The 26,239-nt window shown below is 53.5% G+C and carries 23 protein-coding genes; 8 read left to right on the top strand and 15 right to left on the bottom strand.

From position 1 onward, the window contains the following. The first annotated feature begins 11 nt into the window (after positions 1–11). Both BLP45_RS09535 and BLP45_RS09530 read left to right on the top strand, forming a co-directional pair. A complete protein-coding gene (locus BLP45_RS09535; protein WP_090372031.1) occupies positions 12–1,223 on the top strand; it encodes an ABC transporter permease in 1,212 nt (403 codons plus the stop codon). Between the two features lie 113 nt (positions 1,224–1,336). Further along, a complete protein-coding gene (locus tag BLP45_RS09530) occupies positions 1,337–2,032 on the top strand; it encodes an ABC transporter ATP-binding protein (RefSeq protein ID WP_090372029.1) in 696 nt (231 codons plus the stop codon). Positions 2,033–2,108: 76 nt separating this feature from the next. Here BLP45_RS09530 and BLP45_RS09525 read toward each other — a convergent pair whose 3' ends face one another. The 3 genes from BLP45_RS09525 to BLP45_RS09515 all read right to left on the bottom strand — a co-directional run bounded on the left by BLP45_RS09525 (position 2,109) and on the right by BLP45_RS09515 (position 6,064). Further along, complete coding sequence (locus BLP45_RS09525; RefSeq protein ID WP_090372027.1) at positions 2,109–3,188, bottom strand: nitroreductase family protein; 1,080 nt, start codon at positions 3,186–3,188, stop codon at positions 2,109–2,111. After that, the gene (locus BLP45_RS09520; RefSeq protein ID WP_090372025.1) at positions 3,189–4,046 is read right to left on the bottom strand and encodes a ThiF family adenylyltransferase; all 858 of its coding nucleotides are present in this window, start codon (positions 4,044–4,046) and stop codon (positions 3,189–3,191) included. Positions 4,047–4,408: 362 nt separating this feature from the next. After that, on the bottom strand, positions 4,409–6,064 hold the full coding sequence (locus BLP45_RS09515; RefSeq protein ID WP_090372024.1) for a DUF1302 family protein: 1,656 nt from the start codon (positions 6,062–6,064) through the stop codon (positions 4,409–4,411). A 553-nt stretch (positions 6,065–6,617) separates the two neighbouring features. Here BLP45_RS09515 and BLP45_RS09510 point away from each other — a divergent pair. The 3 genes from BLP45_RS09510 to BLP45_RS09500 all read left to right on the top strand — a co-directional run bounded on the left by BLP45_RS09510 (position 6,618) and on the right by BLP45_RS09500 (position 9,700). Then, entirely contained in the window at positions 6,618–7,370 is a 753-nt protein-coding gene (locus BLP45_RS09510; protein WP_090372022.1) for an outer membrane lipoprotein-sorting protein, read from the top strand. Positions 7,371–7,424: 54 nt separating this feature from the next. Continuing rightward, positions 7,425–8,159 (top strand): PEP-CTERM/exosortase system-associated acyltransferase, encoded by a 735-nt coding sequence (locus BLP45_RS09505; RefSeq protein WP_090372020.1) that lies wholly within the window; start codon positions 7,425–7,427, stop codon positions 8,157–8,159. 335 nt (positions 8,160–8,494) lie between these two features. Beyond that, entirely contained in the window at positions 8,495–9,700 is a 1,206-nt protein-coding gene (locus tag BLP45_RS09500) for an ammonium transporter (protein WP_256327767.1), read from the top strand. 75 nt (positions 9,701–9,775) lie between these two features. Here BLP45_RS09500 and rng read toward each other — a convergent pair whose 3' ends face one another. The 9 genes from rng to BLP45_RS09455 all read right to left on the bottom strand — a co-directional run bounded on the left by rng (position 9,776) and on the right by BLP45_RS09455 (position 19,640). Further along, positions 9,776–11,227, bottom strand: coding sequence for a ribonuclease G (gene rng / locus BLP45_RS09495; protein ID WP_090372017.1), 1,452 nt, complete (start codon positions 11,225–11,227; stop codon positions 9,776–9,778). 131 nt (positions 11,228–11,358) lie between these two features. Further along, positions 11,359–11,982, bottom strand: coding sequence for a Maf family protein (locus BLP45_RS09490; RefSeq protein ID WP_090372015.1), 624 nt, complete (start codon positions 11,980–11,982; stop codon positions 11,359–11,361). Between the two features lie 74 nt (positions 11,983–12,056). Next, complete coding sequence (gene rlmH / locus BLP45_RS09485) at positions 12,057–12,527, bottom strand: 23S rRNA (pseudouridine(1915)-N(3))-methyltransferase RlmH (RefSeq protein WP_090372013.1); 471 nt, start codon at positions 12,525–12,527, stop codon at positions 12,057–12,059. Between the two features lie 15 nt (positions 12,528–12,542). Next, on the bottom strand, positions 12,543–13,010 hold the full coding sequence (gene rsfS / locus BLP45_RS09480; protein WP_090372011.1) for a ribosome silencing factor: 468 nt from the start codon (positions 13,008–13,010) through the stop codon (positions 12,543–12,545). After that, positions 13,007–13,681 (bottom strand): nicotinate-nucleotide adenylyltransferase, encoded by a 675-nt coding sequence (gene nadD / locus BLP45_RS09475; RefSeq protein WP_090372073.1) that lies wholly within the window; start codon positions 13,679–13,681, stop codon positions 13,007–13,009. Before nadD ends, rsfS begins: the two co-directional genes overlap by 4 nt. Positions 13,682–13,777: 96 nt before the next feature. Further along, on the bottom strand, positions 13,778–15,157 hold the full coding sequence (gene aceF, locus BLP45_RS09470) for a dihydrolipoyllysine-residue acetyltransferase (protein ID WP_090372009.1): 1,380 nt from the start codon (positions 15,155–15,157) through the stop codon (positions 13,778–13,780). Positions 15,158–15,215: 58 nt separating this feature from the next. Beyond that, complete coding sequence (gene aceE / locus BLP45_RS09465; RefSeq protein WP_090372007.1) at positions 15,216–17,882, bottom strand: pyruvate dehydrogenase (acetyl-transferring), homodimeric type; 2,667 nt, start codon at positions 17,880–17,882, stop codon at positions 15,216–15,218. Between the two features lie 35 nt (positions 17,883–17,917). Next, positions 17,918–18,793: a bifunctional methylenetetrahydrofolate dehydrogenase/methenyltetrahydrofolate cyclohydrolase FolD gene (folD, locus tag BLP45_RS09460; protein WP_090372005.1), complete on the bottom strand. Its 876-nt coding sequence runs from the start codon at positions 18,791–18,793 to the stop codon at positions 17,918–17,920. A gap of 190 nt (positions 18,794–18,983) precedes the next feature. Beyond that, the gene (locus BLP45_RS09455) at positions 18,984–19,640 is read right to left on the bottom strand and encodes a hypothetical protein (RefSeq protein ID WP_090372003.1); all 657 of its coding nucleotides are present in this window, start codon (positions 19,638–19,640) and stop codon (positions 18,984–18,986) included. A 341-nt stretch (positions 19,641–19,981) separates the two neighbouring features. Between BLP45_RS09455 and BLP45_RS09445 the strand changes: the two genes are divergently transcribed. From BLP45_RS09445 to recQ, 3 genes are all read left to right on the top strand, one after another. Next, a complete protein-coding gene (locus BLP45_RS09445; RefSeq protein ID WP_090371999.1) occupies positions 19,982–21,160 on the top strand; it encodes an NAD(P)/FAD-dependent oxidoreductase in 1,179 nt (392 codons plus the stop codon). A 133-nt stretch (positions 21,161–21,293) separates the two neighbouring features. Then, positions 21,294–22,328: a dihydroorotase gene (pyrC, locus tag BLP45_RS09440; RefSeq protein ID WP_090372072.1), complete on the top strand. Its 1,035-nt coding sequence runs from the start codon at positions 21,294–21,296 to the stop codon at positions 22,326–22,328. Positions 22,329–22,553: 225 nt separating this feature from the next. Next, a complete protein-coding gene (recQ, locus tag BLP45_RS09435) occupies positions 22,554–24,362 on the top strand; it encodes a DNA helicase RecQ (protein WP_256327770.1) in 1,809 nt (602 codons plus the stop codon). 261 nt (positions 24,363–24,623) lie between these two features. Here recQ and BLP45_RS09430 read toward each other — a convergent pair whose 3' ends face one another. The 3 genes from BLP45_RS09430 to BLP45_RS09420 form a co-directional block, all read right to left on the bottom strand. Then, positions 24,624–24,992, bottom strand: a complete 369-nt coding sequence (locus BLP45_RS09430) for a thiol-disulfide oxidoreductase DCC family protein (RefSeq protein WP_090371997.1) — start codon at positions 24,990–24,992, stop codon at positions 24,624–24,626. 143 nt (positions 24,993–25,135) lie between these two features. Then, positions 25,136–25,486 (bottom strand): DUF4156 domain-containing protein, encoded by a 351-nt coding sequence (locus tag BLP45_RS09425; protein ID WP_090371996.1) that lies wholly within the window; start codon positions 25,484–25,486, stop codon positions 25,136–25,138. 162 nt (positions 25,487–25,648) lie between these two features. Further along, a complete protein-coding gene (locus BLP45_RS09420) occupies positions 25,649–25,981 on the bottom strand; it encodes a YnfA family protein (RefSeq protein WP_090371994.1) in 333 nt (110 codons plus the stop codon). Positions 25,982–26,239: the final 258 nt, after the last annotated feature.

Genomic DNA, 26,239 nt, shown 5'->3' with positions numbered 1-26,239 from the left:
TGCAAAGTCATATGCTCAAGCTTGCCTTCCGCAACATCTTCCGCAATCGACTGCGCACCGGACTGACGCTGGCCGCCATTAGCACCGGCGTGATCGCCATCATCATAAGCGGCGGATTTGTCGAGGACGTGTTTGTGCAATTGCGGGAAGCAACGATTCATTCGCGCATTGGGCATCTACAGGTTTTCCGCCACGGTTACCTCGAATATGGCCGGAGGGAGCCATCGCGCTATCTGTTTTCACAACCGCAGGCGGTATTGGACACGATACGGCACGTGCCGCATGTGGAGATGGTAATGACCCGCCTGAATTTTTTTGGACTCGCCAATAATAGCCGTGCCGATCTACCAATCATGGGCGAGGGGATTGAGCCGGCCAAGGAAGCGCGGTTGGGAACCTCGACATCCATTGTTACGGGACGCGCGCTGCAGGAGGCGGATGCATTCAGTGCCGTGATTGGAGAAGGAGTCGCTGCCGCCCTGCATCTTGGTCCGGGCAGCTTTGTAACCCTGATGGTCAACACGCCGGAAGGCGCACTGAATACGCTCGAGTACGAAGTCGTAGGTGTGTTTCGCACTTTCTCCAAGGAATACGATGACCGGGCGGTGCGTATCCCGTTGTCATCGGCGCAGGAATTGATGTTCACCCCATCCGTACATAGCATAGTCGTATTGTTGGATGACACCACCGCAACCGATACAGTAACAATGATGATGCGAAGCAAGCTGGAACCGAACGGCTACGTCGTGAAACCCTGGCATGAGCTGGCAGATTTTTATCAGAAAACCGAGGCATTGTATCGCCGTCAGATGGGGGCTCTGCAGTTCATCATCCTGATCATGCTGGTCCTGAGCGTGGCCAGCACCATCAATATGGTGGTTTACGAACGAACCGGCGAGTTTGGAACTCTCCTTGCCCTGGGACTGCGAAGGAATCACATCTTTAAGCTTGTACTGCTCGAGAATGCCCTATTAGGCTTATTGGGAAGCTTGCTCGGTGTAGGAGTTGGGGTTGCGCTTGCAAGCGCGATATCAGGTGTCGGCATTGCCATGCCACCTCCGCCTGGGTCGAATGTTGGCTATATCGCCACGATTCGACTAGTGCCATGGGTTCTTGCACTGGCTGCTTTTACCGGGGCGCTGGCCGCGATTGTGGCAGCAGTGCTTCCAGCGCGTCGGGCGTCGCGACTTTCGGTCGTGAACGCACTCCGCCATAATATTTAAAAATTCTCTTCAATGAGCGTATTGCTTCTGTCATATGCAAAAAGTCCAGGCCGCGCAATCACGGCATGCCAACAAAATGATTATTCGCGATTTTAAACCGGAGCTTGTTACCGATGGAAAATAATGCTGAACCTGGCGCGATCGTCGAAGCGCAAGCAGTCAGTAAGGAATATGCGCTCGGGGGACAAACGGTCACCGCACTGCACGAAATCTGGCTTTCGATTGAAAAAAGCGAATTTATGGCCTTGGCCGGCCCCTCCGGAAGCGGCAAATCAACGCTCCTCAATCTGATCGGCTGCATTGACACGCCCACCGGGGGCACAATTCATATTGAAGGACACGATATTAGCGGCAAAACGGCAGATGAACTGGCCGACTTGCGGTTAAACAAGCTAGGATTTGTCTTTCAAACATTCAATTTGTTACCGGTATTATCAGCCCAGGAAAATGTCGAATATCCCCTAATGCAGCAATCCAGCGTAGACAAAAAGATGCGGCAGGAGCGCGTGCGGCATTATCTGAATGTAGTGGGATTGGAGCGCTATGCCCATCATAGACCAAACGAACTCAGTGGAGGTCAACGCCAGCGGGTTGCGATCGCACGCGCCCTCGCAACCCATCCAAGCATTGTTCTAGCAGACGAACCCACCGCCAACCTTGATCACAAGACCGGGGAAGGCATTCTCACGCTGATGAAAGACATCAATCAGAAAGAGGGAACAACTTTCATTTTTTCCACGCATGATGCGAAAGTCATGCAAATGGCTGACCGGGTTATTGAACTGACCGATGGCCGCATAACAAAATAGTCTTTCCGCAAACCTGGGCAAGACTCCCCGCAGTCGGCTTAACCCGCGCTCTGGAATACATCCAATAGCTGTTGCTTTACCTCTCGCTCATCAATCGATCGATGGGCAATCGCAAAGATCGACTGGTTGCCGTGGTTCCATTGCCAATCCGCCCGAGAAAAACTGCCTGTTCGACGGGAAGTCCCTTCATCAACCGCGACAAACGAGCACCAAGCGCGGTCGCCGACTCCACGGCACTCGGCAAGCGGCTGAAAACCCTGCCTTCGCGCACATAGCGGCTGAAGATCAAAGGCGTCATCTCCGGCTGCAACTGGAGACCAAGACCGGTGGCAGTTAGCCAGAAGCGCTGAACTGCCCGGCCTGCGGCCACATAATCGTCTATTGTCTCCGGCGGTTTTGGGGCCAGAATGGCAAAGTGGGCGGCACAGAACAGGCCGGGCAACAAATCCATTTCAACTCGTGGGACTAAGTGGCCAGCCAAATAAGTGTTAAAAAAATTGACACGCTGCCAATTGGCCATTACCCAGCGCATCAACTGGAGGGTCATGGCATCCAGTCCCAGGGCTTGATCCGGTACCCGGTCTTCGCTGAAGCGGCTCTTCCATTCAATGATACTCCGGTGGACGGGATAGGCTTCGGGCAACGTAAGCCTGAGTTTGCCGTTGTCAAACATCAATTTGGCGAACTGGTAACGTTGCATGCGCCCGTCAAACCAGCGGACGTGATAGACGTCTCCGACAGCACTTTGTAGAGCCTCTTTTTGGGGCTGCGTGAGCGGCTTGGTCCGCATGGGCCGGCGCTGCACAGAACGGCCCTTTACATGGGTCCGCAGGGAATCGGGTAACAATTGACCGTCTGGGATCAGTTCTACCATATATTGCGGATTTGCTTCCGGCGATTCTAGGTCGCGCGTGCATTCTGCCCGCATTCCATGCGCGCTGGCCGCAATGGTCAAGGTTTCCAGCAGCGCGCCCAGGCCGATCTGGCTGGGATGGCCGTCCAGATCATACACGCAATGATCGCGGGTATCGAATGCATGGACGATCAAATGACGTTCATCAAGAACTTCAAAACGCCAAGGCTGAGTATTGTCGCCGCTGGGCGCCCAGCGAGCAAGTTCGAGAATATCCTCAATGGGATGAGAGATGGGAGTCATTTATAACCCTAGCCTGCGCTTTGCGAGAGCAATCGCAAGCCGTTGCAGGGGGTTGCGATTACCGCCCGGCCGCCAGGTCAGAGCGAGCTTATTGTGATATGCATCGAAATGCAGTCCTTTCGGGGCTGCCCGGACTGATCCGCGACCGAGCAGAATTTTCATACATTCTGTGGCGGCCACTCCGGCACAGAGTTGACATGCCATGCTGGTGGACGGCCCCTTCCGCGCTGCAAGATCTATTTTCGAGGGATCGACAAGGTAACCCATATGCAGGCCAGCAGGCGCCAGCCCGATGAGAAAGCGCAGGCCCTTCTCCGCTTCAGGACCGTCGTCGAACCGAAAGTAATCATTGAAACTCATGCTGCCGGGCATAAAATTGAGCACCGCCGTACCCATGCCCAGTGGAGCGGCGGTAACAGCAGGAATGCGTTTTGTTGAACACGCGTCAAAAACTTGCTGGCGAGCTTGAAAAGCGAAGAAATCCAGTCCGTCAACGTAAATATCCACGCCTTCCAGAAAATCATCCAGGTTATCCGCCGTCACCCCATTGGCGAATCCCTTGAGCTCAAGCTCAGGGTTGATGTCAAGCGCCTGGCGAATCATGACCTCAAGCTTGCCAAGCCCGAGAGTGCTGGTAGTTGCCCCTGCCTGACGATTGAAATTGGCCAGATCGAAGGTATCAAAATCGGCCAAATGGAATTTTCCAATACCCAGTCGGCAAAGCGTCAATAGATGAACTCCACCCACTCCGCCCAAACCAGCTATCGCAACGCGTTTATGCCGCAGCTTTTCCTGCTCCGGGCGGGTCAGCCAGCCAATATTTCTGGAAAAAGCTTCGTCATAAGTAAAGGAAGGCATGCAATCAAACCAGAGCGTTCCGTCAAGTCATCCTTCCCTACGCAAAGCGCTGCGCTATGCTCGACATTCCACCGTGCGAAAAATAGAAGGGATAATTGGTTCACATTCGCGGTATATCCTATCAACCCATGTTCACTTACCCCTACAGTGGGGCTCCAGTAAAGCCGAAGTAATGCAAAAAATATAGGGGAGCGAATTGATTCTTATTATACATATTCACTCGTTGGAATGTTGAGTCAATGTGACTACGCTCAACCGGGATTATCTTCAAAGATATGACGAACACGGATCTTTTGACGCTGCCGAAAAGTAAGAGCTAACGAATAATGCGGCGAACCGGCGGGCTTCGGGCATTGGCATCCTCAAAACGAGTAACGAAGTTCCGTATAAACACGATCGCTTTGATCGAAGCGGCCAAACAAACCGGTGGGTTCTCCACCGAAAACATCGGCGCCAAGCGCCCAGCGCCAGTTTCTCTGGAAATTCCAGGACAGCCGTGGCCGCAGCATCCAGTCACTGCGGTTCAGGCTGTGAATAAGCAAGGTTTGCGCCTCGAGATTATGCCAGACCTTACCGGCGAGCAGAATGCTGGCTCCGCTCTCTCTTTTATCGGGGACAATCCCGGGATCATGCGAGAAAAAGACACGCTGAAAAAATTGCACATTCAAACGGGTCTCAGCTGGCAAGCTGAAATCAAGGCCGAGCACATAATCCAGGGTATTCTGCCCGACCAGTCCATTGATGGCAGTTGGGCGTGCAACGTTAAACTTGCGTCCATCGGTATAAACCAGTTCACCCTTGAGCACAATCGAACCGAAATCCTTTGCAAGCGTTGTGCCAAACTGATCGATCTTGTCATGGCGCGCTTGGAAGACAAGCGGTTCGGTAAAACCGCTGGTACGGTAGAATGTAGGCGAGGCATCAAGGCTGTGATAGTAGAAACCCGAAATATCCCAGCCATTTTTCAGTTGCGACAGGCGAAGCCCATAATTCGAGTTGCCAATATTGCGTCCGGAGCGGTCCTCAGGCAGGAAGGCGGCCGTCCCTTGGAGCGGACCGGGGTAGAAATCCGCCCCTGGTCGGCCGCTCTCGTCAATGGTTGGTACGGGAATCCACAGCACTTCGGCATGAATATCATTCTTCGAATATTCGGCTCGCACTGCCCACTGCGGGATGCGTAATATATCGAACGCCGGCAAAACAAACTCGCGCATGTCCTTGGCAGACACAACATCGGCAAAAAATAATCCAACCATTTCGCCCCATATAACGTGTTGGCGGCCAACGCGAAAGTCGAAATTGCCTGCGGAAATATCCAGATAATTTTCGCGCAGGAAGAACTCTTGGCGCTGATCCCGACGAACTGCCGGGGGGTAGAAGTTGGACACATCATAGGCGGCGTCGTAGTCGAAGCGGCCGCTGATTTTCCATTTTATGTGTTCATTGAATTGTCCCGTGCGGGAAAGCTCAGTTCTCAGCTTCGCTTTGGAGAAATGCTCTGGACTACTATAGGTATCCGCAATTTCCAACTGGGAAAACCCCCTCCAACCCGTCACCAGTTTCTTCCAGGCAGGCACATGAGGTGCTTTTTCCGTGGCAGGTTCAATGTTGCCGAATAGCGATTCGCGGGAATTTATATCGTCGTCCCTGAGACTAAAGCTTTTGTCAGACGCGGCTGCGTTGATCTCACCATCTCTACTTATCGACTGATTTGGGGGCGGGGTAAGAGTAAAAGATAATTTTATGGGTAGGGAGTCACCGGCAGCTCCGCCATGTACGGTAGCGCTACTTTCACCGTCTGAGGTGGGCTTGGCCGTCTGACGGACTGAAAACGAGGATAGGGACAAGGACATCGACAGGGTCAGAATATCCCTATCAGTCTTATCCATCGGCGAATTGGACGATGATCCCGCCGTCCCTGTAGAATTTGGTGCCTGCGCTTCCGCAAAACTGCGCAGTGGCAAAACAATCAATGCTGCAACGAATGCCAAATAGCCAAATTTACCTTTGTGTCTCATCCGCCTCGACTTCGATCCGGCCCTTGACCATATTGTTTTATCACTTGCATGGCTAAATTCGAGTACCATAGCCAATCTTTCGTCCCGTGGACTTCTTCTCGCCGTCTGGCCATCTTCGATATGCACCCTGTCGGTGCACCACCCGCTGCACGCCAGTCGTGGAAGAAAAATAAAAGGTCACCTGAAACCGCATTCTATATACTTTCTCGATTGCGGAAAGCCTTTGCCAATCCTATTATTACTTGATAACTGATTCACCCGCCAGAAGAAAGAACCGCCGGCTGCGTCGTCAGCGCACCCTCAAGTGACCCCGACACCGACCGGCGCCGCCGTCTTCTAAGCCGGCTCTGTCAACTACCAGTGAACTTTGGACAGGCTCGCGATGACACGGTATCTTGTTGATGAGCTTCTTGCCAGTCACATGACATCCTTGAATGCCTGGAATTGTTATTCACCAAGGGTTCTAAAATATGCTCAAATCAAGCAAGTCTTATGAGAAGAATCCTAAAATGTGCAACCTCGGAGGTAACCGAATTCACAATGAGGAATTATGATGCAAAAAAAATCTTTGCAATATCTATTAATGGCAGCTCTCCTGGCTGGGACCGTAGCGTCCAACGCCTCCGACGATACGGAGCTTGCTCAAAGCATATTAGAAAAAGCCGACCGGATACGTTTCCCGCCTGAAAGCTTCCAAGTTGACGTTAGCATTAATACCACTACGCCTGATCAGCAAGCGGATTTGCGTAAATATCGAGTTCTATCCAAGGGCAATGAAAACAGCGTAGTATTGACCACCGAACCTGCTTCCGAGCGGGGGCAGATCTTGCTGATGAAGGGGCGCGATCTTTGGGTATTCCTGCCAGACATCTCACAACCTGTGCGTCTGTCAATGTCACAACGGCTGACAGGGCAAGTCGCTAATGGCGATTTGGCCCGCGCAAACTTCGCCGGCGACTACAATGCTACGGTTTTGCGTACCGAAACCATCGATAATGACAAATATTACGTCCTGGAACTTACTGGCGTCGATCGGAGCGTTACATATCATAGAGTCTTATATTGGGTACGGCAATCGAATTTCTGGCCATACCGTGCCGAGTTCTACTCGCTGTCCAACCGTCTGCTCAAGACTAGCCGCTACGAAAACTTTCAGACGCTGCTGGGCAAGGAGCGGCCTACCCGTCTCGTCATGGAAGACGCATTGCGCAAGGGTGAGCAATCCGTACTTGAATATTCCGATATGAAGCTACGGGACCTTCCCGACAAGGTTTTCACCAAGGATTATCTGAAAAGAATTGAATAGGTCAGGCTGAAGCAACATAATCAGTAAAGGGTAGAATGCCCGAGGGGGTCGACCGTGCTTACATCCGATGTATCCGATTTGGGTAACACTTTCAGCCAGTACTTTGAAATTGTGCCGGCATTTTCAGAGGCGCTAAAGCACGAGGTATATCGCGTGAGGCACCACGTTTATTGTGAAGACCTGAAATTTGAACCGGTACGATCTGATGGACTCGAAACTGATGAGTATGACCCTTACTCGCTGCATTTTTTAGTACGAAGCGTCCATACCGATGAGTTCGTTGGCTGCACTCGCATTGTCCGTCCCCGGCCGGAAGATCCAGACTACCCGCTTCCCTTCGAGATAGCTTGCGCGAACGTGCTTGATAGATCGATCATCGATCCGGCAGAATTCCCGCGCCACAGGATGGCTGAAGTATCGCGTCTCGCTATCATCTCCCGCTACCGCAGGCGTAAAGGTGAAGCAAATAAAGCGGTCAGCATCTCCGACGAAGATTTTGGCACGCCGAAATTGCCGCGCTTTCCTTACTTGCCGGTTAGCCTTTATCTGAGCACGTTCGAACTGGCGCGATTGAATGGAATCGATACGCTGTTTGTCTTGACAGAGGAGCGCCTTGCGAGCCATTTCAGCAAACTGGGCTTCGACCTTCGATACATTGGCGGCCCGGTTCAGCACCATGGCGAGCGTCTTCCCTCAATGATGAATGTGGGTGTGACGATTCACAATATGCGTGCCAATTTGCGATCGCTCTATCACACCATTGCAGCAGATATAGAGAAAGCCATGTGATTGGCTCCGGTCGTGAGCTTTCTCCAGCGGAATAATATGCCGGGTTCACCGGATTCTTCGACAGCTTCTAATTTCTCACCCAGCTTCAGCGCTGCGGCGCTCGACCCCGAGTGACACTTCAATACGCTCAATACCTGAAGCGTTATGCATTTCAATAGGCATATGCCTGTCTCCTGTCATCAGTGCATCCGTGTCCGGTTCGATTGGTGCTACTGCAGCAAGTTATTCGATATATCCCTATTGTGTTTAAGGCTATTGAGGTTCACACTCTGGCGTGGGCAGGCTCAATAATCGCGAAAAATAGGGGGAGTCAAATGAGGAAAAGCTTCTGCTTGATGCTGTGTGGCATCGCTAATCTGTTTCTGCTGTGTTTTAGCGCCTGGGCGAGCGAGAGCGGTGTTGGACCCGAGCTCAGCGAAGCGCGGCAGGTGGCTCAGTACAATTATGTTATCCACATACTGGCGATGTTGCTGGTAGGTTTCGGTTTTCTCATGGTGTTCGTCCGGAAATATGGATTTGGAGCTACGACCGGCACTTACCTGGTGGTAGCCGTCGGTCTTCCCCTTTACATGCTGCTACGCGCAAATGGAATTTTGGGGCACGAAATTGCTCCAAACACGGTCACAGCTCTGCTTTTCGCAGAATTCGCAGTAGCAACTGCATTGATCGCCATGGGCGCCGTTCTTGGACGTCTACGGGTTTTCCAATATGCTTTACTGGCTCTTTTTCTGGTTCCCGCGTATCTGACGAACGAATACCTGGTGTTGGATAACGGAATGGGTCTGACGGAGGGTTACCAAGATACCGCCGGGTCGGTCATCATCCACGCCTTTGGCGCTTATTTCGGCTTGGGACTGTCTCTTGCCCTGACTACCGCGCGTCAACGCAGTCAACCGATCGAATCCGATGCAACTTCTGATCGCTTTGCGATGATTGGTTCAATGGTGTTGTGGCTTTTCTGGCCCAGCTTCGCCACCGCCATCGTCCCTTTTGAGGAGATGCCGCAGACCGTGGTCAACACTGTGCTTGCACTATGCGGGGCCACCATCAGCACCTATTTCCTGAGCACATATTTCCACAAAGGCAAGACGTCGATGGTCGACATGGCGAATGCGGCACTGGCCGGGGGAGTGGCCATCGGATCGACGTGCAACATCGTGTCACCGGCAGGGGCGTTCGGAATCGGCCTGTTAGCCGGAGCGGTGAGTGTCCTTGGATATGTGTTTATTCAGCCGGCACTGGAGCGTCGCTTCAAAATCGTCGATACCTGCGGTGTCCACAATCTGCATGGAATGCCCGGACTGTTAGGTGCGGTGATCGCCATCATGGTGGTGCCGGGGATCGCGGTTGCTCAACTCATTGGAATTGCCTTCAGTGTAACATTTGCCTTCGTCACCGGCCTCATTGCAGGGGCGCTGATAAAGGCCACTGGTACGACGCGCCTGGCTTATGAAGACAGTGAGGAATTCACGCATGTTGAAGGTCCGGAAATCGAACCTATCGAGCCTATAGCGGAGCTTGAAATCGAGACACGGGCTTAAAAATTGCTTTGCCCATTAAGAACTAGGTGAAGCGATGCGTAACTGGCGGTTGCCGAGTTCTATCCTCGGCGACCGCTACATCAGGATTACATCGTATTGTTCCTGCGTATAAGAGGCCTCCACCTGCAAACTGATGGGTTTCGCGATAAAATCGCCAAGTTGAGCCAAGCTTTGGGATTCTTCATCAAGAAATAGATCAATCACTTGTTGCGAAGCGAGAATGCGAAATTCGCGAGCGTCGAATTGACGGGATTCACGCAACAATTCGCGCAGGATTTCGTAACACATCGTTTGTGCGGTTCTGACCTCGCTACGCCCCTGACAGGTAGGGCACGTCTCGCATAGGATATGAGCGAGGCTTTCGCGCGTCCGCTTGCGGGTCATCTCCACCAGTCCGAGCGCGGTAAAGCCATTTACCGTCATGCGCGTCCGGTCTTTCAGCAGCGATTTTTTGAACTCGGTGAGCACTGCATTCTTATGCTCGCCGTTTTCCATATCTATAAAATCAATAATAATAATGCCGCCCAGATTTCTCAGACGCAGCTGACGCGCGATGACTTGAGCAGCTTCCAGGTTGGTTTTGAAAACAGTGTCGTCGAAGCTGCGTACACCAATGAATCCCCCGGTATTCACATCCACGGTGGTGAGCGCCTCGGTCTGATCAATAATGAGATAGCCACCGGATTTAAGATTTACCCGTCTCGCAAGGGATCTTTCAATTTCGTCTTCCACTCCATACAGATCGAACAACGGACGCTCTCCAGCATAATGGTCGATTCGTTCCGTCACGTTGGCCATGTAATCCTGAGCGAAACCGGTCATCTTCTGGAAAGTCTCGCGTGAATCCACCAGAATACGCGCCGTGTGTTCATCAATGAAATCCCGGAGCACACGATGGCTAAGGTTCAGGTCCTGATAGAGCAGCGCAGGCACAGCGGTTGAGGATTTTTCCTTGATGTCGCCCCATAGCTTATGCAGATATCCGATATCTGTCTGCAAATCATGCTCGCTGGCAGCTTCCGCCATGGTGCGGATGATAAAACCACCCTTTTCGTCCGGCGGCAGTAATTGTTTGAGTTTTTCGCGTAATAACTTGCGCTCGGTTTCATCCTCGATGCGCTGGGAAATGCCGATATGGGATACCTGCGGCAGATAAACCAGCATTCGTCCGGCAATACTTACCTGGGTCGAGAGTCGCGCACCCTTGGTGCCAATCGAGTCCTTGATGACCTGGACGAGAATGCTTTTTCCTTCGTGCAGCAATCTTTCGATGGGTTTGTCGGCATCCTCGCTTTGCCGCAACCTCCAAATATCGGCCAGATGAAGGAATGCCGCGCGATCAAGGCCAATGTCTACAAAAGCGGATTGCATCCCAGGCAATACCCTGGTGACGCGCCCATTGTAAATATTGCCGACGATCCCGCAACTGCTGGTGCGCTCTATGTGCAACTCTTGTACTACACCATGCTCCATCACGGCAACGCGGGTTTCCTGCGGAGTAACGTTGACGAGAATTTCGCTGGTCATGAACCTGAATCCGGTAGTTGTAGCGAAATCATTGCCAGGGTGAAGGTCGAGTGGCGTAAAACGCTTTGGCAGATCATGGCGCGGAGCTGAAAAAATGAGCGGTCAACGATTCCCTGGAGTCTATTGCAGGTTCAGGGAAATATTTTTATACCGGATTCTTCCAGCAGCTGCGCGGTCTCGAACAGCGGTAGTCCCATTACGCCGCTGTAGCTGCCGGAAATCTCCGCGATAAAAACCGCTGCCATACCTTGAATTGCGTAGCCGCCGGCTTTGTCATGCGCCTCATCGCTAGCGAGGTAAATACGAATTTCGCGTTCACTGATGTCACGGAATCGCACGGTAGAAGTAGAGACACGCACCTGTATTCCATTTTGCGTCGCCAATGCTACCGCAGTCAATGCTTGATGGGTCTGGCCGGAAAGCGCACTTAGCATCTCTTCCGCGTGAGAGGAGTTCGCTGGCTTGCCAAAAATACGCTCCTTCAGCACCACTACCGTATCGGCCGCCAGCACCGGGAGGTGCGGCAACTTGCGTTGTATGAGCCGCGTCCAACCCGCCTCAGCCTTCGCACGAGCAATGCGGCTGGTATAATTTGCCGGTGATTCATGCGGCAATGGGGTTTCGTCCATATCCGGCAAGCGAGGCGAGGCCTCGCGCAGCAGTAGCGTTCCGAAATTCACCCCGATCTGCTTCAACAACTCACGTCTGCGGGGACTGCGGGATGCAAGGTAGATACGATTTTCCGGAAGGATCATGATATGCGCGCTTTGTACGTCAATTCACCTTCCCTGCAAGATGTCCTATTCACACTTTGGCCGCCTGTTCGTCGTTACGCTCGGTGATAGGGATGCCGCTTGATAAGCGACACCGCGCGGTATAATTGTTCCGCCAGCAGTATCCGCACCAAGCCATGGGGCAGCGTTAGAGCGGATAATGCCAGGACCTCGTCAGCCAAGTTCTTGATACTGGCGTCCAGCCCGTCCGCCCCGCCCACAATAAAAGCGGTATCACCGCCATTTCTCATCCAGCCGGTAATCGAATTAGCCAGTTGGGCGGTAGTCCATTGCCTGCCCCGCTCGTCCATTGCCACGATACGACATTTGGGCGGCAGGGCCGCCAGGATACGGGCACCCTCCGCATCCAGCAACTGCTCCACTTTTTTCCCCTCTCCGCGTTTTTCCGGCCTGAGTTCCAGCAACTCAATGGCGGCCTCATGCGGCATGCGTCTCGCATATTCTTTAAACCCGGCCTCTACCCACTCCGGCATCTTATTGCCAACCGCAAAAATGAGGAATTTCATATCAAGAAGCGCTTGCTACTCACTAGCGTCATCTTGCTTGGATGATTTAGTTTTTTGCCGGGTAGAGATCGATTTAGCTGACGCTCCGCGGGGTTTAGCAATGCGCGGCTTGATACCGGCCTTGCTTTTGCCTGCATCGGAAGTTGTTCTGTTTACCTTTTTCGCTTCCGCCCATAGTTCTTCAAGATTGTAATGCGCGCGCACAGCAGTCTGCATGACATGCACCAGCACGTTGCCAAGGTCTACCAGTACCCACTCGCCGGTTTCTTCGCCTTCCATGCCATAAACCGTACCCCCCCCGGCTTTGACCTTCTCCTGCACGTTATTCGCGATTGCCTTGGTCTGACGGGTAGAATCTCCGCTGGCGATAATCATGCGATCGAATAAATCCGTCATTTTGGTCACGTCCAGCACCTCAACATCGCGCGCCTTGATTTCTTCCAGCGCGGCAACAACCGTTTTTACCAGTTTAGCGAGTGTCATCCTTCTCCTGAATACAAGTGATTCGCTGCGATATAAGCAAGAGCCGCGTCGGGAATCAGGTACCGAATACTTCTCCCGGCGGCAATGCGCGCGCGGATGGCAGTGGCTGAAATATCCAGCAAAGTCGTCGGGGCAACAAAAATCAGTCCGCAGGATGTGTGTTTGAGATCGTCCTCTCTCGATACCCAGCGTTGCGCGCACTCTTCCGCCAATTCCTGGGGCAGCGCGCCGTGGTTAACTGTTAACGGATGACCCGGGCGCGCCGCGATGATGAAATGACATAGTCCGAACAGTTCACGCCAGCTATGCCACTCGGCAAGTTTCATGAAAGCATCCGCTCCGATAATGAAGCATAGTATGACGTCCGTCCCCAATTCCCGCTTGAGTTCGCGCAACGAGTCCACGCTATAGCTTACGCCATCCCGGCGAGTTTCGCGCTCGTCCAGAATAAACCTGGAATTGTCCCGGATCGCTACCCGCACCATCGCCGCGCGGTGTTGAAGCGACGCAACAGGAGCGCAGCGCAAACGCGGGATACCGGCAGGAACAAAACGCATCTCTTGCAAGCTGGCCGTTTCAGCAATTTCCTCAGCGACGCGCAGATGACCGTAATGAATAGGATCGAATGTCCCGCCGAAGATACCAATGAGCGGAAATTCAGCTTTATTCATAACTTGGTAAGGCACGACGCGCGGAAGCGGAAGAAGTGCGGAAACGATTTCCTGTAATATCTTTATCCTGGTGTTTTCGCCGTGAGAAATTGGTTTTCACAACAATACCCGGCGCATGTCAGCCAGCACCTCGGCCAGATGGGAAGTGAAGCGCGCTGCGGTTGCGCCATCGATGACGCGATGATCATAGGACAAAGATAAAGGCAACATTAAACGCGGAATAAATTGACCATCGCGATAAACGGGTCTCATGCTGGCGCGTGATACGCCTAGAATAGCGACTTCCGGCGCGTTGATAATGGGCGTGAATGCGGTTCCGCCGATACCTCCCAGGCTGGAAATGGTAAAGCTTGCGCCCTGCATTTCGGCAGGTTTAAGCTTACCCTCGCGGGCTAGTGTTGCAAGGTCTGCCATCTCCCTGCCGATAGCGATCACGCCTTTTTTATCGACATCGCGGATCACCGGAACCACCAGGCCGTTGGGGGTATCCGCCGCAAAACCAATGTGGTAATAATTCTTGACTACCAGATTCACTTCGCCGCCGCCGGTGTCAGCTGAGGAGGTATCAAGCGACGCATTGAATTCGGGAAACTTTTTCAACGCCGATATCGATGCCCGCATCAAAAAAGCGAGTATCGTGACTTTGACGCCGTCTTGTTTTGTCGTCTCATTGGATTCCTTGCGCAAATCCTCCAGATCAGTAATGTCCGCCTCGTCGAACTGCGTAACATGCGGGATCATCACCCAGTTACGGTGCAGATTCGCTCCCGACATCTTTTTGATACGCGACAGTGGCTTCAGCTCCACCGGACCAAATTTTGCAAAATCCACTTGTGGCCAAGGCAGCAGATTGAGTCCGGCGCCGCCACCGCCGCCGGGCTTCGATAATGCAGCCTTGACGTAGTCCTGTATGTCCTCCCTGAGTATGCGCCGTTTTGGTCCGCTGCCACTCACCAAGCCAAGGTTCACTCCAAGCTCTCGCGCAAATCGCCGCGCCGACGGACTGGCATGAGCTTTCGCGAAAGTGGCGTCATCCAACGGCGGGAGGGCAGGCCTCGATGGGTGGGCCAGCTGCGGAGCTGGTTGTGGAGTTGAGGCCGAAGCTGGTGCTGATTCGGGAGTTGCCGCGCCAGAATCGGGACGTTGGGCTGACGTGGAAGAAGGCGGGGGCTTGGGAGAAGGCTGGGAAGCGGAGGTCGATGCTGGCTGAGCAATTGCCGCGGCATTGTCCGCTTCAGAGACTTGCATTGTCAAAATAAGCGTCCCTTCGGCAACCTTATCGCCGACCTTTACAAATACCTCGCTGACTAGTCCGGTAAAGGGGGAAGGCACCTCTATCGTTGCCTTGTCTGATTCCAGTACGATCAGCGGATCTTCTGCCTTGATCGAGTCGCCGGCTTTCACCAGTACTTCTATCACCGGAACGTCTTTAAAGTCGCCGATATCGGGAATCAATACCTGTTTAGTCTCTGCCACGCCTTAATCCTTTACTCGCATTTATGTACGAGAGTCAGTTCATGCAATTTCCATTCCCTCATACCGTCACCGGATTCGGCTTGTCCGGATCGATTCCGAACCTGCTTATCGCTTGTGCTACTTTCTCCGCCGGCATCCTGCCTTCCTCCGCCAGCGCTTTAAGTGCCGCGATGGTGACATAATGGCGGTCCACTTCGAAAAAGTAGCGTAGTTTTTCGCGCGTATCGGAACGCCCAAAACCGTCTGTGCCCAATACCTTGTAGCGTCCTGGCACAAATTCACGTATCTGGTCGGCAAAAATTTTCATATAGTCGGTAGCTGCCACCACAGGTCCCTCGCGATCTTTAAGACACATACCCACGTATGACAGCTTTGCCGGTTCAGCCGGATGCAGCATGTTCCAGCGGGTTACGTCCAGCGCCTCGCGTCGCAATTCGTTGAAACTGGTAACACTCCAGATATCGGCAGCAACGCCATATTCTTTTTCCAGTATACCCGCCGCCGCAATCACTTCCCGCAGAATGGTACCGGAACCGAGCAATTGCACCCGCAATCCGGAATCCCCCTCTGCCTGGTTACCTTCGCGGAACAGATACATGCCTTTCAATATGCCCTGTTCAGCATTGACCGGCATTTCCGGGTGCGAGTAATTTTCGTTCATTACGGTAATGTAATAATAGACATCTTCCTGCATCCCATACATACGGCGCAGGCCGTCCTGAATGATGACCGCAAGCTCGTACGCAAACGTGGGGTCGTAGGATACGCAGTTGGGAATAGTGGATGCGGACAGGTGGCTATGGCCGTCCTCATGCTGCAACCCCTCTCCGTTCAGAGTTGTACGCCCGGCGGTGCCGCCCAGTAAAAATCCACGGCAGCGCATATCCCCCGCAGCCCAGGCAAGATCGCCGACACGCTGAAAGCCGAACATTGAATAGAAGATGTAGAACGGAATCATTTGCACGCCATGCGTGCTGTAAGCGGTAGCCGCCGCCATCCATGACGACATGGCACCTGCTTCGTTAATCCCCTCTTGCAGAATCTGACCGTTTTTGTCCTCCTTGTAATACATGAGTTGTTCAGCGTCCTGCGGCGTATAGAGCTGCCCCGTCGAGGACCAGATGCCCAATTGCCGGAACATGCCTTCCATGCCGAAAGTGCGTGACTCATCCGCAACGATCGGCACTACACGCTGCCCGATACTCTTGTCTTTCACCAGGACATTGAGTATGCGCACAAACGCCATGGTAGTGGAGGACTCCCGCCCTTCTCCGCTCGCCTTGAGCAGCGTCTCGAACGCGGATAATGGCGGTATCTGCAGTGCTTCGGCCTTGCGACGCCGGTGGTGAATGAAGCCTCCCAGCGCCTGCTGCCGCTGCTGCATGTAACCGAATTCGGGCGAATCTTTATCGAATTTCAGATACGGGATGCCGTCTATCGCATCGTCCGTAATCGGTAAACCGAAGCGGTCACGGAATGCTTTCAGTGAAGTGGTACCCATCTTCTTTTGCTGATGTGTAATATTCTGCGCCTCGCCCGCCTCGCCCATACCATAGCCCTTGATGGTTTTGGCGAGTATCACGGTAGGCTGCCCGGTGTGCCTTGCCGCGGCAGCGTAAGCGGCATATACCTTATGTGGATCGTGCCCGCCCCGATTCAAGCGCCAGATATCATCGTCAGACATGTTGGCAACCATTTCCAGCAGTTCGGGATACTTGCCGAAGAAGTGTTCGCGCACGTAGGCGCCGTCTCTGGACTTGAAAGTCTGATATTCACCGTCAACACATTCCATCATGCGTTGCTGCAGTAGACCTTTGGTATCCTTCGCAAGCAAAGGGTCCCAATAAGAGCCCCAGATGACCTTGATGACATTCCAGCCGGCACCACGAAAAGCGGCCTCCAGTTCCTGGATAATTTTCCCATTGCCCCGTACCGGTCCATCAAGGCGTTGAAGGTTGCAGTTGACGACAAAAATCAGATTGTCCAGATTCTCGCGTGAAGCCAGCGAAATTGCGCCCATGGACTCGGGCTCGTCCATTTCTCCGTCACCCATGAAAGCCCAGACTTTGCGACCCTGGGTCTTGACGAGCCCGCGGCTGTCCAGATATTTCATGAAACGCGCCTGATAGATGGCCATCAATGGCCCCAGCCCCATGGATACCGTCGGGAATTGCCAGAAATCAGGCATCAGCCACGGATGCGGATAAGAAGATATGCCCTTTCCTTCAACCTCCTGGCGGAAATTATCGAGTTGTTCCTGCGTCAACTCCCCCAGCAGAAAAGCATAGGCGTAAAGACCGGGCGAGGAGTGCCCCTGTGCAAATATCAGGTCTCCGCCGTGGGTATCAATGACGGCGTGCCAAAAATGATTATAGCCGACATCATAGAGCGTTGCGGCGGACGCGAAACTGGCAATATGGCCGCCAACATTGGAATTTTTGTTGGCGCGTAACACCATTGCCATGGAGTTCCAGCGTACGTAGGAACGGATACGGTGCTCCAGCGCATGATTACCAGGAGAGCGGTCCTCCTTGCCCGGCGGAATTGTGTTGATATAGGCGGTGGTTGCACTATAGGGAAGATAGGCGCCGGAACGGCGGGCTTTTTCCACCAGCCTTTCCAGCAGATAATGCGCTCGCTCGGTCCCCTCGTGTGTCAGAACGGATTCCAGCGCCTCTAGCCACTCCTGTGTTTCAGATGGGTCTATGTCAGGTATGGGTTCCATGTTTTATCTCGCAAATTATTGTGAGGTTTACCGGGCTAATTGTGGTTAAAACCGTGCTCGGGCGGTTGAGCCCGCTCCGCGGCTTCAATGGTATTGCCTAGTAACATCGTGATCGTCATCGGCCCCACTCCGCCAGGGACAGGCGTGACATGACCGGCTTTTTCCTTAACTGACTCGAAATCGACGTCACCTGTAAGTTTACCGTCAGGCATGCGATTGATGCCGACGTCTATTACCGTTGCGCCGGCCTTCACCATGCTGGCGTTAATGATGTGTGGTTTTCCGACCGCCACCACCAGAATGTCGGCGCGTCTGGTGTGTTCAGCCAATTCACGCGTCTTCGAGGTGCAGATTGTGACGGTTGCCCCTTTTTGCAATAGCATCAGCGCCATCGGCTTACCTACGATGTTGCTGCGCCCTACCACTACCGCATGTTGGCCTTCAACCGGAATGCCGCATTTTTCCAGCATTTTCATCACGCCGTAGGGAGTACACGGCGGAAAAACGGTATTGCCCGTGACAAGTGCGCCAACATTATAGAGATGGAAGCCATCCGCATCCTTTTCTACCGCGATGGAGGCAATTACCTTGCTGCTTTCAAGATGCGGGGGCAGCGGCAACTGCACCAGTATGCCGTGGATTCTGGGGTTATTGTTCAACTCCCGGATGCGCCGCATCACTTCATCCTGACTCACATTTTCAGGAAATTCATGCACTTCCGAATAAATCCCGGTTTCGCTGCAGGCCTTGGCCTTATTCCGTACATATATGCTTGAAGCGGGATTATCGCCGACAATGACTACGGCCAACCCCGGTTGCACACCTTTTTTCGTTAAGCGCTCGGCGCGAACCTTCCATTCGGCCCGCACTTCTTTGGCTAACGCATTGCCATCCATGATTTTGGCACTCATTTGTAGTCGAATCGACAATATCGCGGGGATGGTAGGCAGGCAATTATACTTTGTCCGCCGGTGGCTTTCACCTTCCCTGCAGACTTATCGTGAGAATGCGCTCATGAATACGCACGCGAGCAGAGATCAATTCGGTTGCCGGCCCCCGAAAAGACCAAAAACGGTTCCGAATCGGGACGGTCGCAGGAAATCACGGCGGGGGCAAAGTTGTCTGATTTGATTTTTTGATCTTTGTCCGGTATATCACCAACCCAATCAGGAAGGTCGGAAGCACAACCAGAGTAGCAGCCAGAAGTCCCGCCGCCAGCACATCAATTCCTTCAGTTTTTGGAAGGAAAATGGTCACGGCCCAAATCGTTACAAAAGCTGCTGCCGCACCACCGATAAACATAATTTTTTTACCGCGCTCGTAAAAGCGCCACAAGGAACCCGAAACCCGTATCTCATCTCGATACTCATCAAAGACCATTGCCAGGCTATCGTCGTCCGGTACCGCTTCATGACCGGCCGCAATAGCGAGCGTATCGCTGCCGTCTTCCACTCGAGACATGTTGTTCAAAAATGCAATCCGCTGTTGAGCCTGCTTTTTGCTCATGCCGTCGGCGATGAGCATTGCTTGAAGTGCCGCGAAACCGTGATCACGAGCGTTGGTTGATAAACCCAGGCCCTCGCCGCAGCGCCACATAACACCTACCAGATAGAGCTGAATTGTCATTTGCCTGAACTGAGGTGCGAAATCATATCCCTTGTCTTTAATTCGCGGGAGCTGGGATTCCAGGGTTTTTCGCGCATGCTGCACGCAAATATCAATCGCGTTCGTTCCCGAATCGGTTTTCGTATCATCCATTGTGGTCATCGTGGTCGTCAGCGGCCATGTTCGGCCATAACTTTGAATTTGTAGAGGAACCCATTATATACTGGCATAAGTTTGTTGAAGAAGGATGAATTATGTTGCCCCGCGATAGCGCTCGCACTGATGACCGTCCGTCCTTCAAAAAGCATTACGCGTCATTCTCGCTATGGCGGGAATTCATGGATTTTCCAAGCTACCGGAAGGGTCCCCTCTATAATGTATTCGGCAATATGCCTAAGCAATCTTCTTTCATTGGATATAGGACGGCAAACTTTTGGAATAACGTGGTCAATTTTTAATAAGCGCCGGGTGGTGCACGTCTACAAGGAACTGTCATGAAACATCATAAATACCTTATCGTTGGCGGTGGAATGACCGCCGATTCTGCTGTTCACGGTATCCGCAAAATCGATCAGAACGGTGCCATCGCGATGATATGCGAGGAGATCCATCTGCCCTATGACCGCCCCCCCCTTACCAAATCGCTATGGAAGGACACGCCATACGAATCCATTTGGCGCAACCCCCACGGTCTCAACGTCGCTATGCATCTCGGCAAAAAAGTGGTGGCGCTTGACCCGTCAAAAAAGACTGCGACTGACGATGCCGGAAACGTCTATACCTATGAAAAGCTTTTGCTTGCCACAGGTGGTGTGGTACGGCGTTTTCCCGATTCCAGCAAAAGCATCATCTATTTCAGAACCGCGGACGACTATCGGAAGTTGCGCGAGCTGAGCGAACACGGCTCGGATTTTGTTGTGATCGGCGGGGGCTTCATTGGTTCCGAAATCGCCGCCGCACTTGCAATGAACAACAAGCGGGTCACCATGATTTTTCCGGAAAATGGCATCGGTGCGCGTGTTTATCCGCAACCCCTGGTTGAGTTCATAAATTCTTATTATCGCGAAAAGGGCGTCACCGTGCTTACGTCCGAAAGCGTTAAATCTGTCCGTACGGCGGGCGCCAAAACGATTGTGACCACCGGAAGCGGTACGGAAATCCCGGCTGATGGAGTTGTGGCCGGACTGGGCATTCTCCCCAATACAGAGCTGGCCACGCAATCCGGACTCGCGGTGGACAACGGCATTGTCGTGGACGAGCAGTTGCGCACCAGCAACGCCGACATCTATGCGGCGGGTGATGTGGCAAATTTCCATAGCGCGATATTGGAAAAACGTATGCGCGTGGAACATGAGGATAATGCTAATGTCATGGGAGAAATGGCGGGCCGAAACATGGCCGGTCAATCGGATGTCTATCGCCACCAGCCATTCTTTTATTCCGATCTGTTTGAACTGGGTTATGAAGCAGTGGGAGAACTGGATGCCAGCCTTGATATTGTCGAAGATTGGAAAGAACCTTTCCGCAAAGGTGTCATTTATTATCTACGCGACGGGCGCGTACGCGGTGTCCTGCTCTGGAACACATGGGGACAGGTTGCCGCTGCTACCCAGTTGATCGCAGAAAAAGCCATGCACTCCCAAGCGACGCTGGAGGGCCGAATAACAGACTAGCGACATATGTCGTATAAGCAGTAGAAACGGTTGCATCCGACTTCATCCAGGACGATAGTTGACCGCTACGGGCCAGGATCTCAATTTACGCATTTATGGAATCATTGCGAGCGCGCTACCACGCATCACCTTCTTGACAACGCTAACCCTCACCCGGCCAGACGACTGGCACCTCCACCTGCGCGACGGCGAGCAAATGCGCGCGGTACTGCCGGACACCGCGCGCCGCTTCGGCCGCGCTATCGTCATGCCGAACCTCAGACCACCGGTGGTGACAACCGGAATGGCGCTGGCGTACCGCAAGCGCATTCTTGCTGCCCTGCCGCCAGGAATGCGCTTCGAGCCGCTGATGACGCTCTACCTTACCGATAACACCGCACCTTCGGAAATTATCGCGGCTAGAAAAAATGGCGCCATACACGGCGTGAAATACTACCCCGCAGGCGCCACCACAAACTCGGACGCGGGTGTTAGCGATATCGCCAAGTGCTATGCCACGCTCGAAACCATGGAGCGGACCGACATCCCCCTGTTGGTGCATGGCGAAGTGACCGATCCCGAAGTGGACGTGTTCGACAAGGAAAAAGTTTTCCTGGAACGGGTGCTGATCCCCATTACGCAGCGCTTCCCGCAATTACGGATTGTGTTCGAGCATATTACGACTCGGGAGGCGGTGGAATTCGTCAAGGGGGCGTCAGGCAATATTGCCGCCACCATTACCGCCCATCATCTGCTGCTCAGTCGAAATGCGCTGTTTCAAGGAGGCATCCGGCCGCACCATTATTGTCTTCCGATATTGAAACGCGAAGTCCACCGGCGCGAACTGGTTGGAGCCGCGACCACCGGTAACCCTAAATTTTTTCTCGGTACTGACAGCGCGCCGCATTCCAGATCCGCTAAGGAAAATGCCTGTGGCTGCGCAGGCATTTACACCGCTCGCGCAGCGATTGAACTCTATGCGGAAGTTTTTGAACATGCGGGCGCCCTAGACAAACTGGAAGCATTTGCCAGCTTTCACGGGGCGGATTTCTATAAGCTGCCGCGCAATACGGTTAGCATAACGCTGAAAAAGGAGAGCTGGATCATGCCTGAACAACTGGAATTTGCGGGAGAAACACTAATTCCGTTGCGGGCGGGAGAATATCTGGCCTGGAAATTGATTAGCTGACGCATGCATAACGCATAACATCCGCGCAGACAAATCCAGATTCTCTGTCAATTCGTTTTCGGTAGCGCGACCCGTTTTTGAACCCGGATAATCCATTAGGACCGAGATGATGGTGAGGCAGGTCGGGAGACAGTTTTGCCGATTGGGAGAAGTCCATAGCCTGGTCTCTGGACGCTGGGACAAGCGGCGAAAATGGAGCCGCCTAATGGATTATCTCGGTTGAACATGATGTCTCGCGCGCTCGCCTTTCTCAAAGACGTCTTCGGCTATCCCGCTTTTCGCGGTCGGCAGGCCGAAGTGATCGCGCATGTTGCCGACGGCGGGGATTGCCTGGTGCTAATGCCGACCGGCGGTGGCAAATCGTTGTGTTACCAGATTCCGGCGTTATTGCGCGACGGCGTTGCGGTAGTGGTCTCGCCGCTGATTGCGCTGATGCAGAATCAGGTAGCGGCGTTGCATGAAGCCGGGGTGCGCGCAGCGTTTCTCAATTCTTCTCTATCACAAATGGAAGCCGCGGCAGTCGAGGGCGCCATGCTCAAAGGGGCATACGACCTAGTGTATGTAGCGCCGGAACGGTTGCTGACGCCACGCTTTCTCGATTTTCTGGCGCGCAGCCCGCTTTCGCTGTTCGCCATTGATGAGGCGCACTGTGTATCGCAGTGGGGGCACGACTTCCGGCCGGAATACATCCAGCTTTCGATTCTGCATGAGCGATTTCCAGACGTACCGCGCATTGCCCTGACGGCGACGGCGGATAGCGTGACGCGCAAGGAAATCGTCGAGCGCCTTGGCCTCGATGGCGGGCGGATTTTCGTTTCCAGTTTCGACCGTCCCAATATCCGCTACCAGATCGTGGATAAGGTGAACGCGAAGGCGCAATTGCTTGCTTTTATCCAAGCTGAGCATGATGGCGATGCTGGCATCGTTTATTGCCTATCGCGCAAGAAAGTCGAGGAAACCGCGGTATGGCTGGCCGAAAAGGGCATTCCCGCGCTTGCGTACCACGCTGGCATGTCCGCGCCCGAGCGCAGCCGCAATCAGGAAAAATTTCTGCGCGAAGATGGCGTTGTGATGGTTGCCACAATTGCATTCGGCATGGGCATCGACAAGCCGGACGTGCGCTTCGTTGCGCATCTCGACCTGCCCAAAAGTGTCGAAGGCTATTATCAGGAAACTGGCCGGGCGGGGCGCGATGGTCAGGCGGCCAATGCATGGATGGCTTACGGTTTGGGCGATGTGGTGCAGCAGCGGCGCATGATCGAGGGTTCCGAGGCACAGGCGCAGTTTAAACGGATAGCTTCGACCAAGCTCGATGCGCTGCTGGCGCTGTGCGAGGCCACCACCTGCCGCCGCGTGCGCCTGCTTGATTATTTTGGCGAGACTGCAACCAGCGCCACTTGTGGCAATTGCGATGTTTGCCTCAATCCGCCGCAAGTATGGGACGGCACGGTGGCGGCACAAAAGGCGCTGTCTTGCGCCTTCCGCACTGGCCAGCGCTTTGGCGCCGGGCATCTGATCGACGTGCTGCGCGGCAATGATACCGCGCGCATGAGGCAATGGGGTCATGATAAGGTCAGCACCTTCGGTATCGGCAAGGAACTGGAAGAAAAAACATGGCGAGCGGTGTTTCGCCAACTGGCGGCACTCGGCTTGCTCGCGGCGGACAACGATGGACATGGCTCGCTGCGTCTCACCACAACCAGCCGCGCGGTATTGAATGGGAGTCAAACCGTCTTTCTGCGCTTGCAGCCTGAACGCAAGAAGACCGCGGCTAAGGCCGCGGCTGCGCATGAAAACAAGTTTGCCACGCTTGATCCGGCGGCTCGTATACTGTGGGAGCACTTACGGGCATGGCGCACCGAAACTGCGAAAAAGCATGGCGTTCCCGCTTATGTCGTGTTTCACGATGCAACGCTGTCGGAATTGGTGCGCCTGCGTCCGCAAACGGAAAGCGAATTGCGCGAAGTGCCTGGTATTGGTGCGCGTAAACTGGAGCGTTACGGCAACGACCTGCTGGAGATTCTTCGCGCTTGATAGCAAAGGAGGACAGGAAACGCAGGCCCTCTCGTTACTCATCTGATAAATTCATGCCGCTCGACGACAGCTAGCAACTGCCGGACTTGAAGAATCGAAGGAAAAAAGTGACCGGGTGAGGACAGACTCCGGCGAAGCGACCAGAAATACCACTAGTGGCAAATTCCGCATACCGATCATCACGGCATTGCTTGGGAACAATAGCGGGCGTTCCCGCGTATGCTCCATGTGCTTCGTGCAGCAACTGGTTAGCGGCGCACGTTACCAGTGCTTCTTGGCGCGATTCCATTGGTAAAGCAGGCGGGCAAAGACGTTGTATGCCAGGTGCGTCAGTTGCTTGAGTACAGGTAACCGCAACAGCCTTGCGAGCCAACGCTGGCCAGGCGTCCGGGACCATAGTGTCGTGAATGCGTCTGCTCCCACATTGAGCTGGCCATCCGGGTCTTTGACATACAATCGCTCCCGCACCTGCTCTAGCGGGACTCCCACCTCCGACACGGCCTCCGGATGTGTATGCACATCGACCCATTCAATATCCTTGATGCCGCATGCCTCCATGCGCTGGCGTTGATCCTTGATTCCCGCATTACAAACCGGGCAGGCGCTGTTGTAGTAGACCTTGCTGGGCATGCTCCAATGGTACTCGTGATCGCCAGCATGCAAATTAAGCAACTGGCGCAGCTTTATTTAGCGGTTCGGTTGAACCGGAGAAATTCTGCGTAGGGACACAGCATTTCCTTGCCCCTTAAAAGCACCTGGAAGCCCTCGTTGACTTACTCGCAGCGGTAGACAACACCCAAGACCGTCGTGTTTGTCGTCCCCAGGCTTCCCCATGCATTGGTATTATTTGAGTCTTGCACCCAAACATAGTTTCCACCCATTTCAGCCGCCTTGTTGCGCAGATCGTTTCTGGCGCCGATGAGCAGGTTCTTATTTGATGTGTAGTCTCCCGTGAACCAATTGCCTTGGGAACCGACGACGTCACCTAGCGGCTTGCAATTACCGGGCGGCTTTTCAGTCACAAGCTCAACGGACTTTCCTTCGGGTGTCGTTGAAGTTGCTGAGCAACCAACAAGAAATACTGAGAGAAGGACTGGCAAAGCACCCTTTATTTTCGCGGCCATCTATTTTCTCCTTGAAAGCTTATGCATTTTTATCTGATCGTTGTTCGCCAGACCAAAAAATCCGGATATTCAGTGCGATTGTAAGGTTTCGAGTAGAGAAGTCAACCAAACGTCATGGAAGCACGAAAAATTCCCGGAGTGGAAATAATGCCTCCTGTTCGGTTATCCATGTCTTGGTCCAAACATGATAATAGCCATACCCGCGAGCGCCACCATGGAACCTGCCACATCCCAGGCCGTTGGCCTGATACCCTCGACGGACCAGAGCCAGAGCACCGCCACAAAAATGTAGACGCCTCCATACGCGGCATAGGTGCGGCCGGCGGCTGTGGGGTGGAGCGTGAGCAACCATGCAAACAACGCGAGGCTTGCGGCGGCAGGCAAAAGAAGCCACGCGCTCTGGCCCTGCTTGAGCCAGAGGTAGGGCAAATAGCAACCGACGATTTCCGCAATCGCTGTGGCCGCGAAAAGAAAGAAGGTTTTTAGCGCAAACATGCAGCAATGAGTCTAGGAAGGTAAAGATTGCAGCCATAGATCCCGGGCTTTCTTTGAGGCAGGACCTCTGCCCCGCGCTCATCCATGTCATGCACTCGCATAACATTCTATGCCGGCGATAGATACCGCTGTCATAATATTGATTTCGGTCGCCTCTCCTCGTATATGGAAATTCCCGTTCCCCCTTCACTCTGATCCGTTTGGGAAAGGACGATAATTCCATTAGACTAAAATCGAAACTACTACAAATTATGCGAA

This window comes from Nitrosospira sp. Nl5, from assembly GCF_900102495.1.
Classification (GTDB): domain Bacteria; phylum Pseudomonadota; class Gammaproteobacteria; order Burkholderiales; family Nitrosomonadaceae; genus Nitrosospira.
This window is presented reverse-complemented; position numbering and strand designations above follow the sequence as displayed.

Coding starts and splice junctions, on each gene's coding strand:
- BLP45_RS09510 (WP_090372022.1), top strand. CDS start 6,618: ATGCAAAAAAAATCTTTGCAATATCTATTAATGGCAGCTCTCCTGGCT.
- folD (WP_090372005.1), bottom strand. CDS start 18,793: ATGAGTGCCAAAATCATGGATGGCAATGCGTTAGCCAAAGAAGTGCGG.
- rsfS (WP_090372011.1), bottom strand. CDS start 13,010: ATGACACTCGCTAAACTGGTAAAAACGGTTGTTGCCGCGCTGGAAGAA.
- BLP45_RS09455 (WP_090372003.1), bottom strand. CDS start 19,640: ATGGATGATACGAAAACCGATTCGGGAACGAACGCGATTGATATTTGC.
- BLP45_RS09535 (WP_090372031.1), top strand. CDS start 12: ATGCTCAAGCTTGCCTTCCGCAACATCTTCCGCAATCGACTGCGCACC.
- BLP45_RS09520 (WP_090372025.1), bottom strand. CDS start 4,046: ATGCCTTCCTTTACTTATGACGAAGCTTTTTCCAGAAATATTGGCTGG.
- recQ (WP_256327770.1), top strand. CDS start 22,554: ATGATGTCTCGCGCGCTCGCCTTTCTCAAAGACGTCTTCGGCTATCCC.
- rng (WP_090372017.1), bottom strand. CDS start 11,227: ATGACCAGCGAAATTCTCGTCAACGTTACTCCGCAGGAAACCCGCGTT.
- BLP45_RS09445 (WP_090371999.1), top strand. CDS start 19,982: ATGAAACATCATAAATACCTTATCGTTGGCGGTGGAATGACCGCCGAT.
- rlmH (WP_090372013.1), bottom strand. CDS start 12,527: ATGAAATTCCTCATTTTTGCGGTTGGCAATAAGATGCCGGAGTGGGTA.
- BLP45_RS09500 (WP_256327767.1), top strand. CDS start 8,495: ATGCTGTGTGGCATCGCTAATCTGTTTCTGCTGTGTTTTAGCGCCTGG.
- BLP45_RS09515 (WP_090372024.1), bottom strand. CDS start 6,064: ATGAGACACAAAGGTAAATTTGGCTATTTGGCATTCGTTGCAGCATTG.
- nadD (WP_090372073.1), bottom strand. CDS start 13,681: ATGAATAAAGCTGAATTTCCGCTCATTGGTATCTTCGGCGGGACATTC.
- BLP45_RS09490 (WP_090372015.1), bottom strand. CDS start 11,982: ATGATCCTTCCGGAAAATCGTATCTACCTTGCATCCCGCAGTCCCCGC.
- BLP45_RS09425 (WP_090371996.1), bottom strand. CDS start 25,486: ATGGCCGCGAAAATAAAGGGTGCTTTGCCAGTCCTTCTCTCAGTATTT.
- BLP45_RS09430 (WP_090371997.1), bottom strand. CDS start 24,992: ATGCCCAGCAAGGTCTACTACAACAGCGCCTGCCCGGTTTGTAATGCG.
- aceE (WP_090372007.1), bottom strand. CDS start 17,882: ATGGAACCCATACCTGACATAGACCCATCTGAAACACAGGAGTGGCTA.
- BLP45_RS09530 (WP_090372029.1), top strand. CDS start 1,337: ATGGAAAATAATGCTGAACCTGGCGCGATCGTCGAAGCGCAAGCAGTC.
- BLP45_RS09525 (WP_090372027.1), bottom strand. CDS start 3,188: ATGACTCCCATCTCTCATCCCATTGAGGATATTCTCGAACTTGCTCGC.
- BLP45_RS09420 (WP_090371994.1), bottom strand. CDS start 25,981: ATGTTTGCGCTAAAAACCTTCTTTCTTTTCGCGGCCACAGCGATTGCG.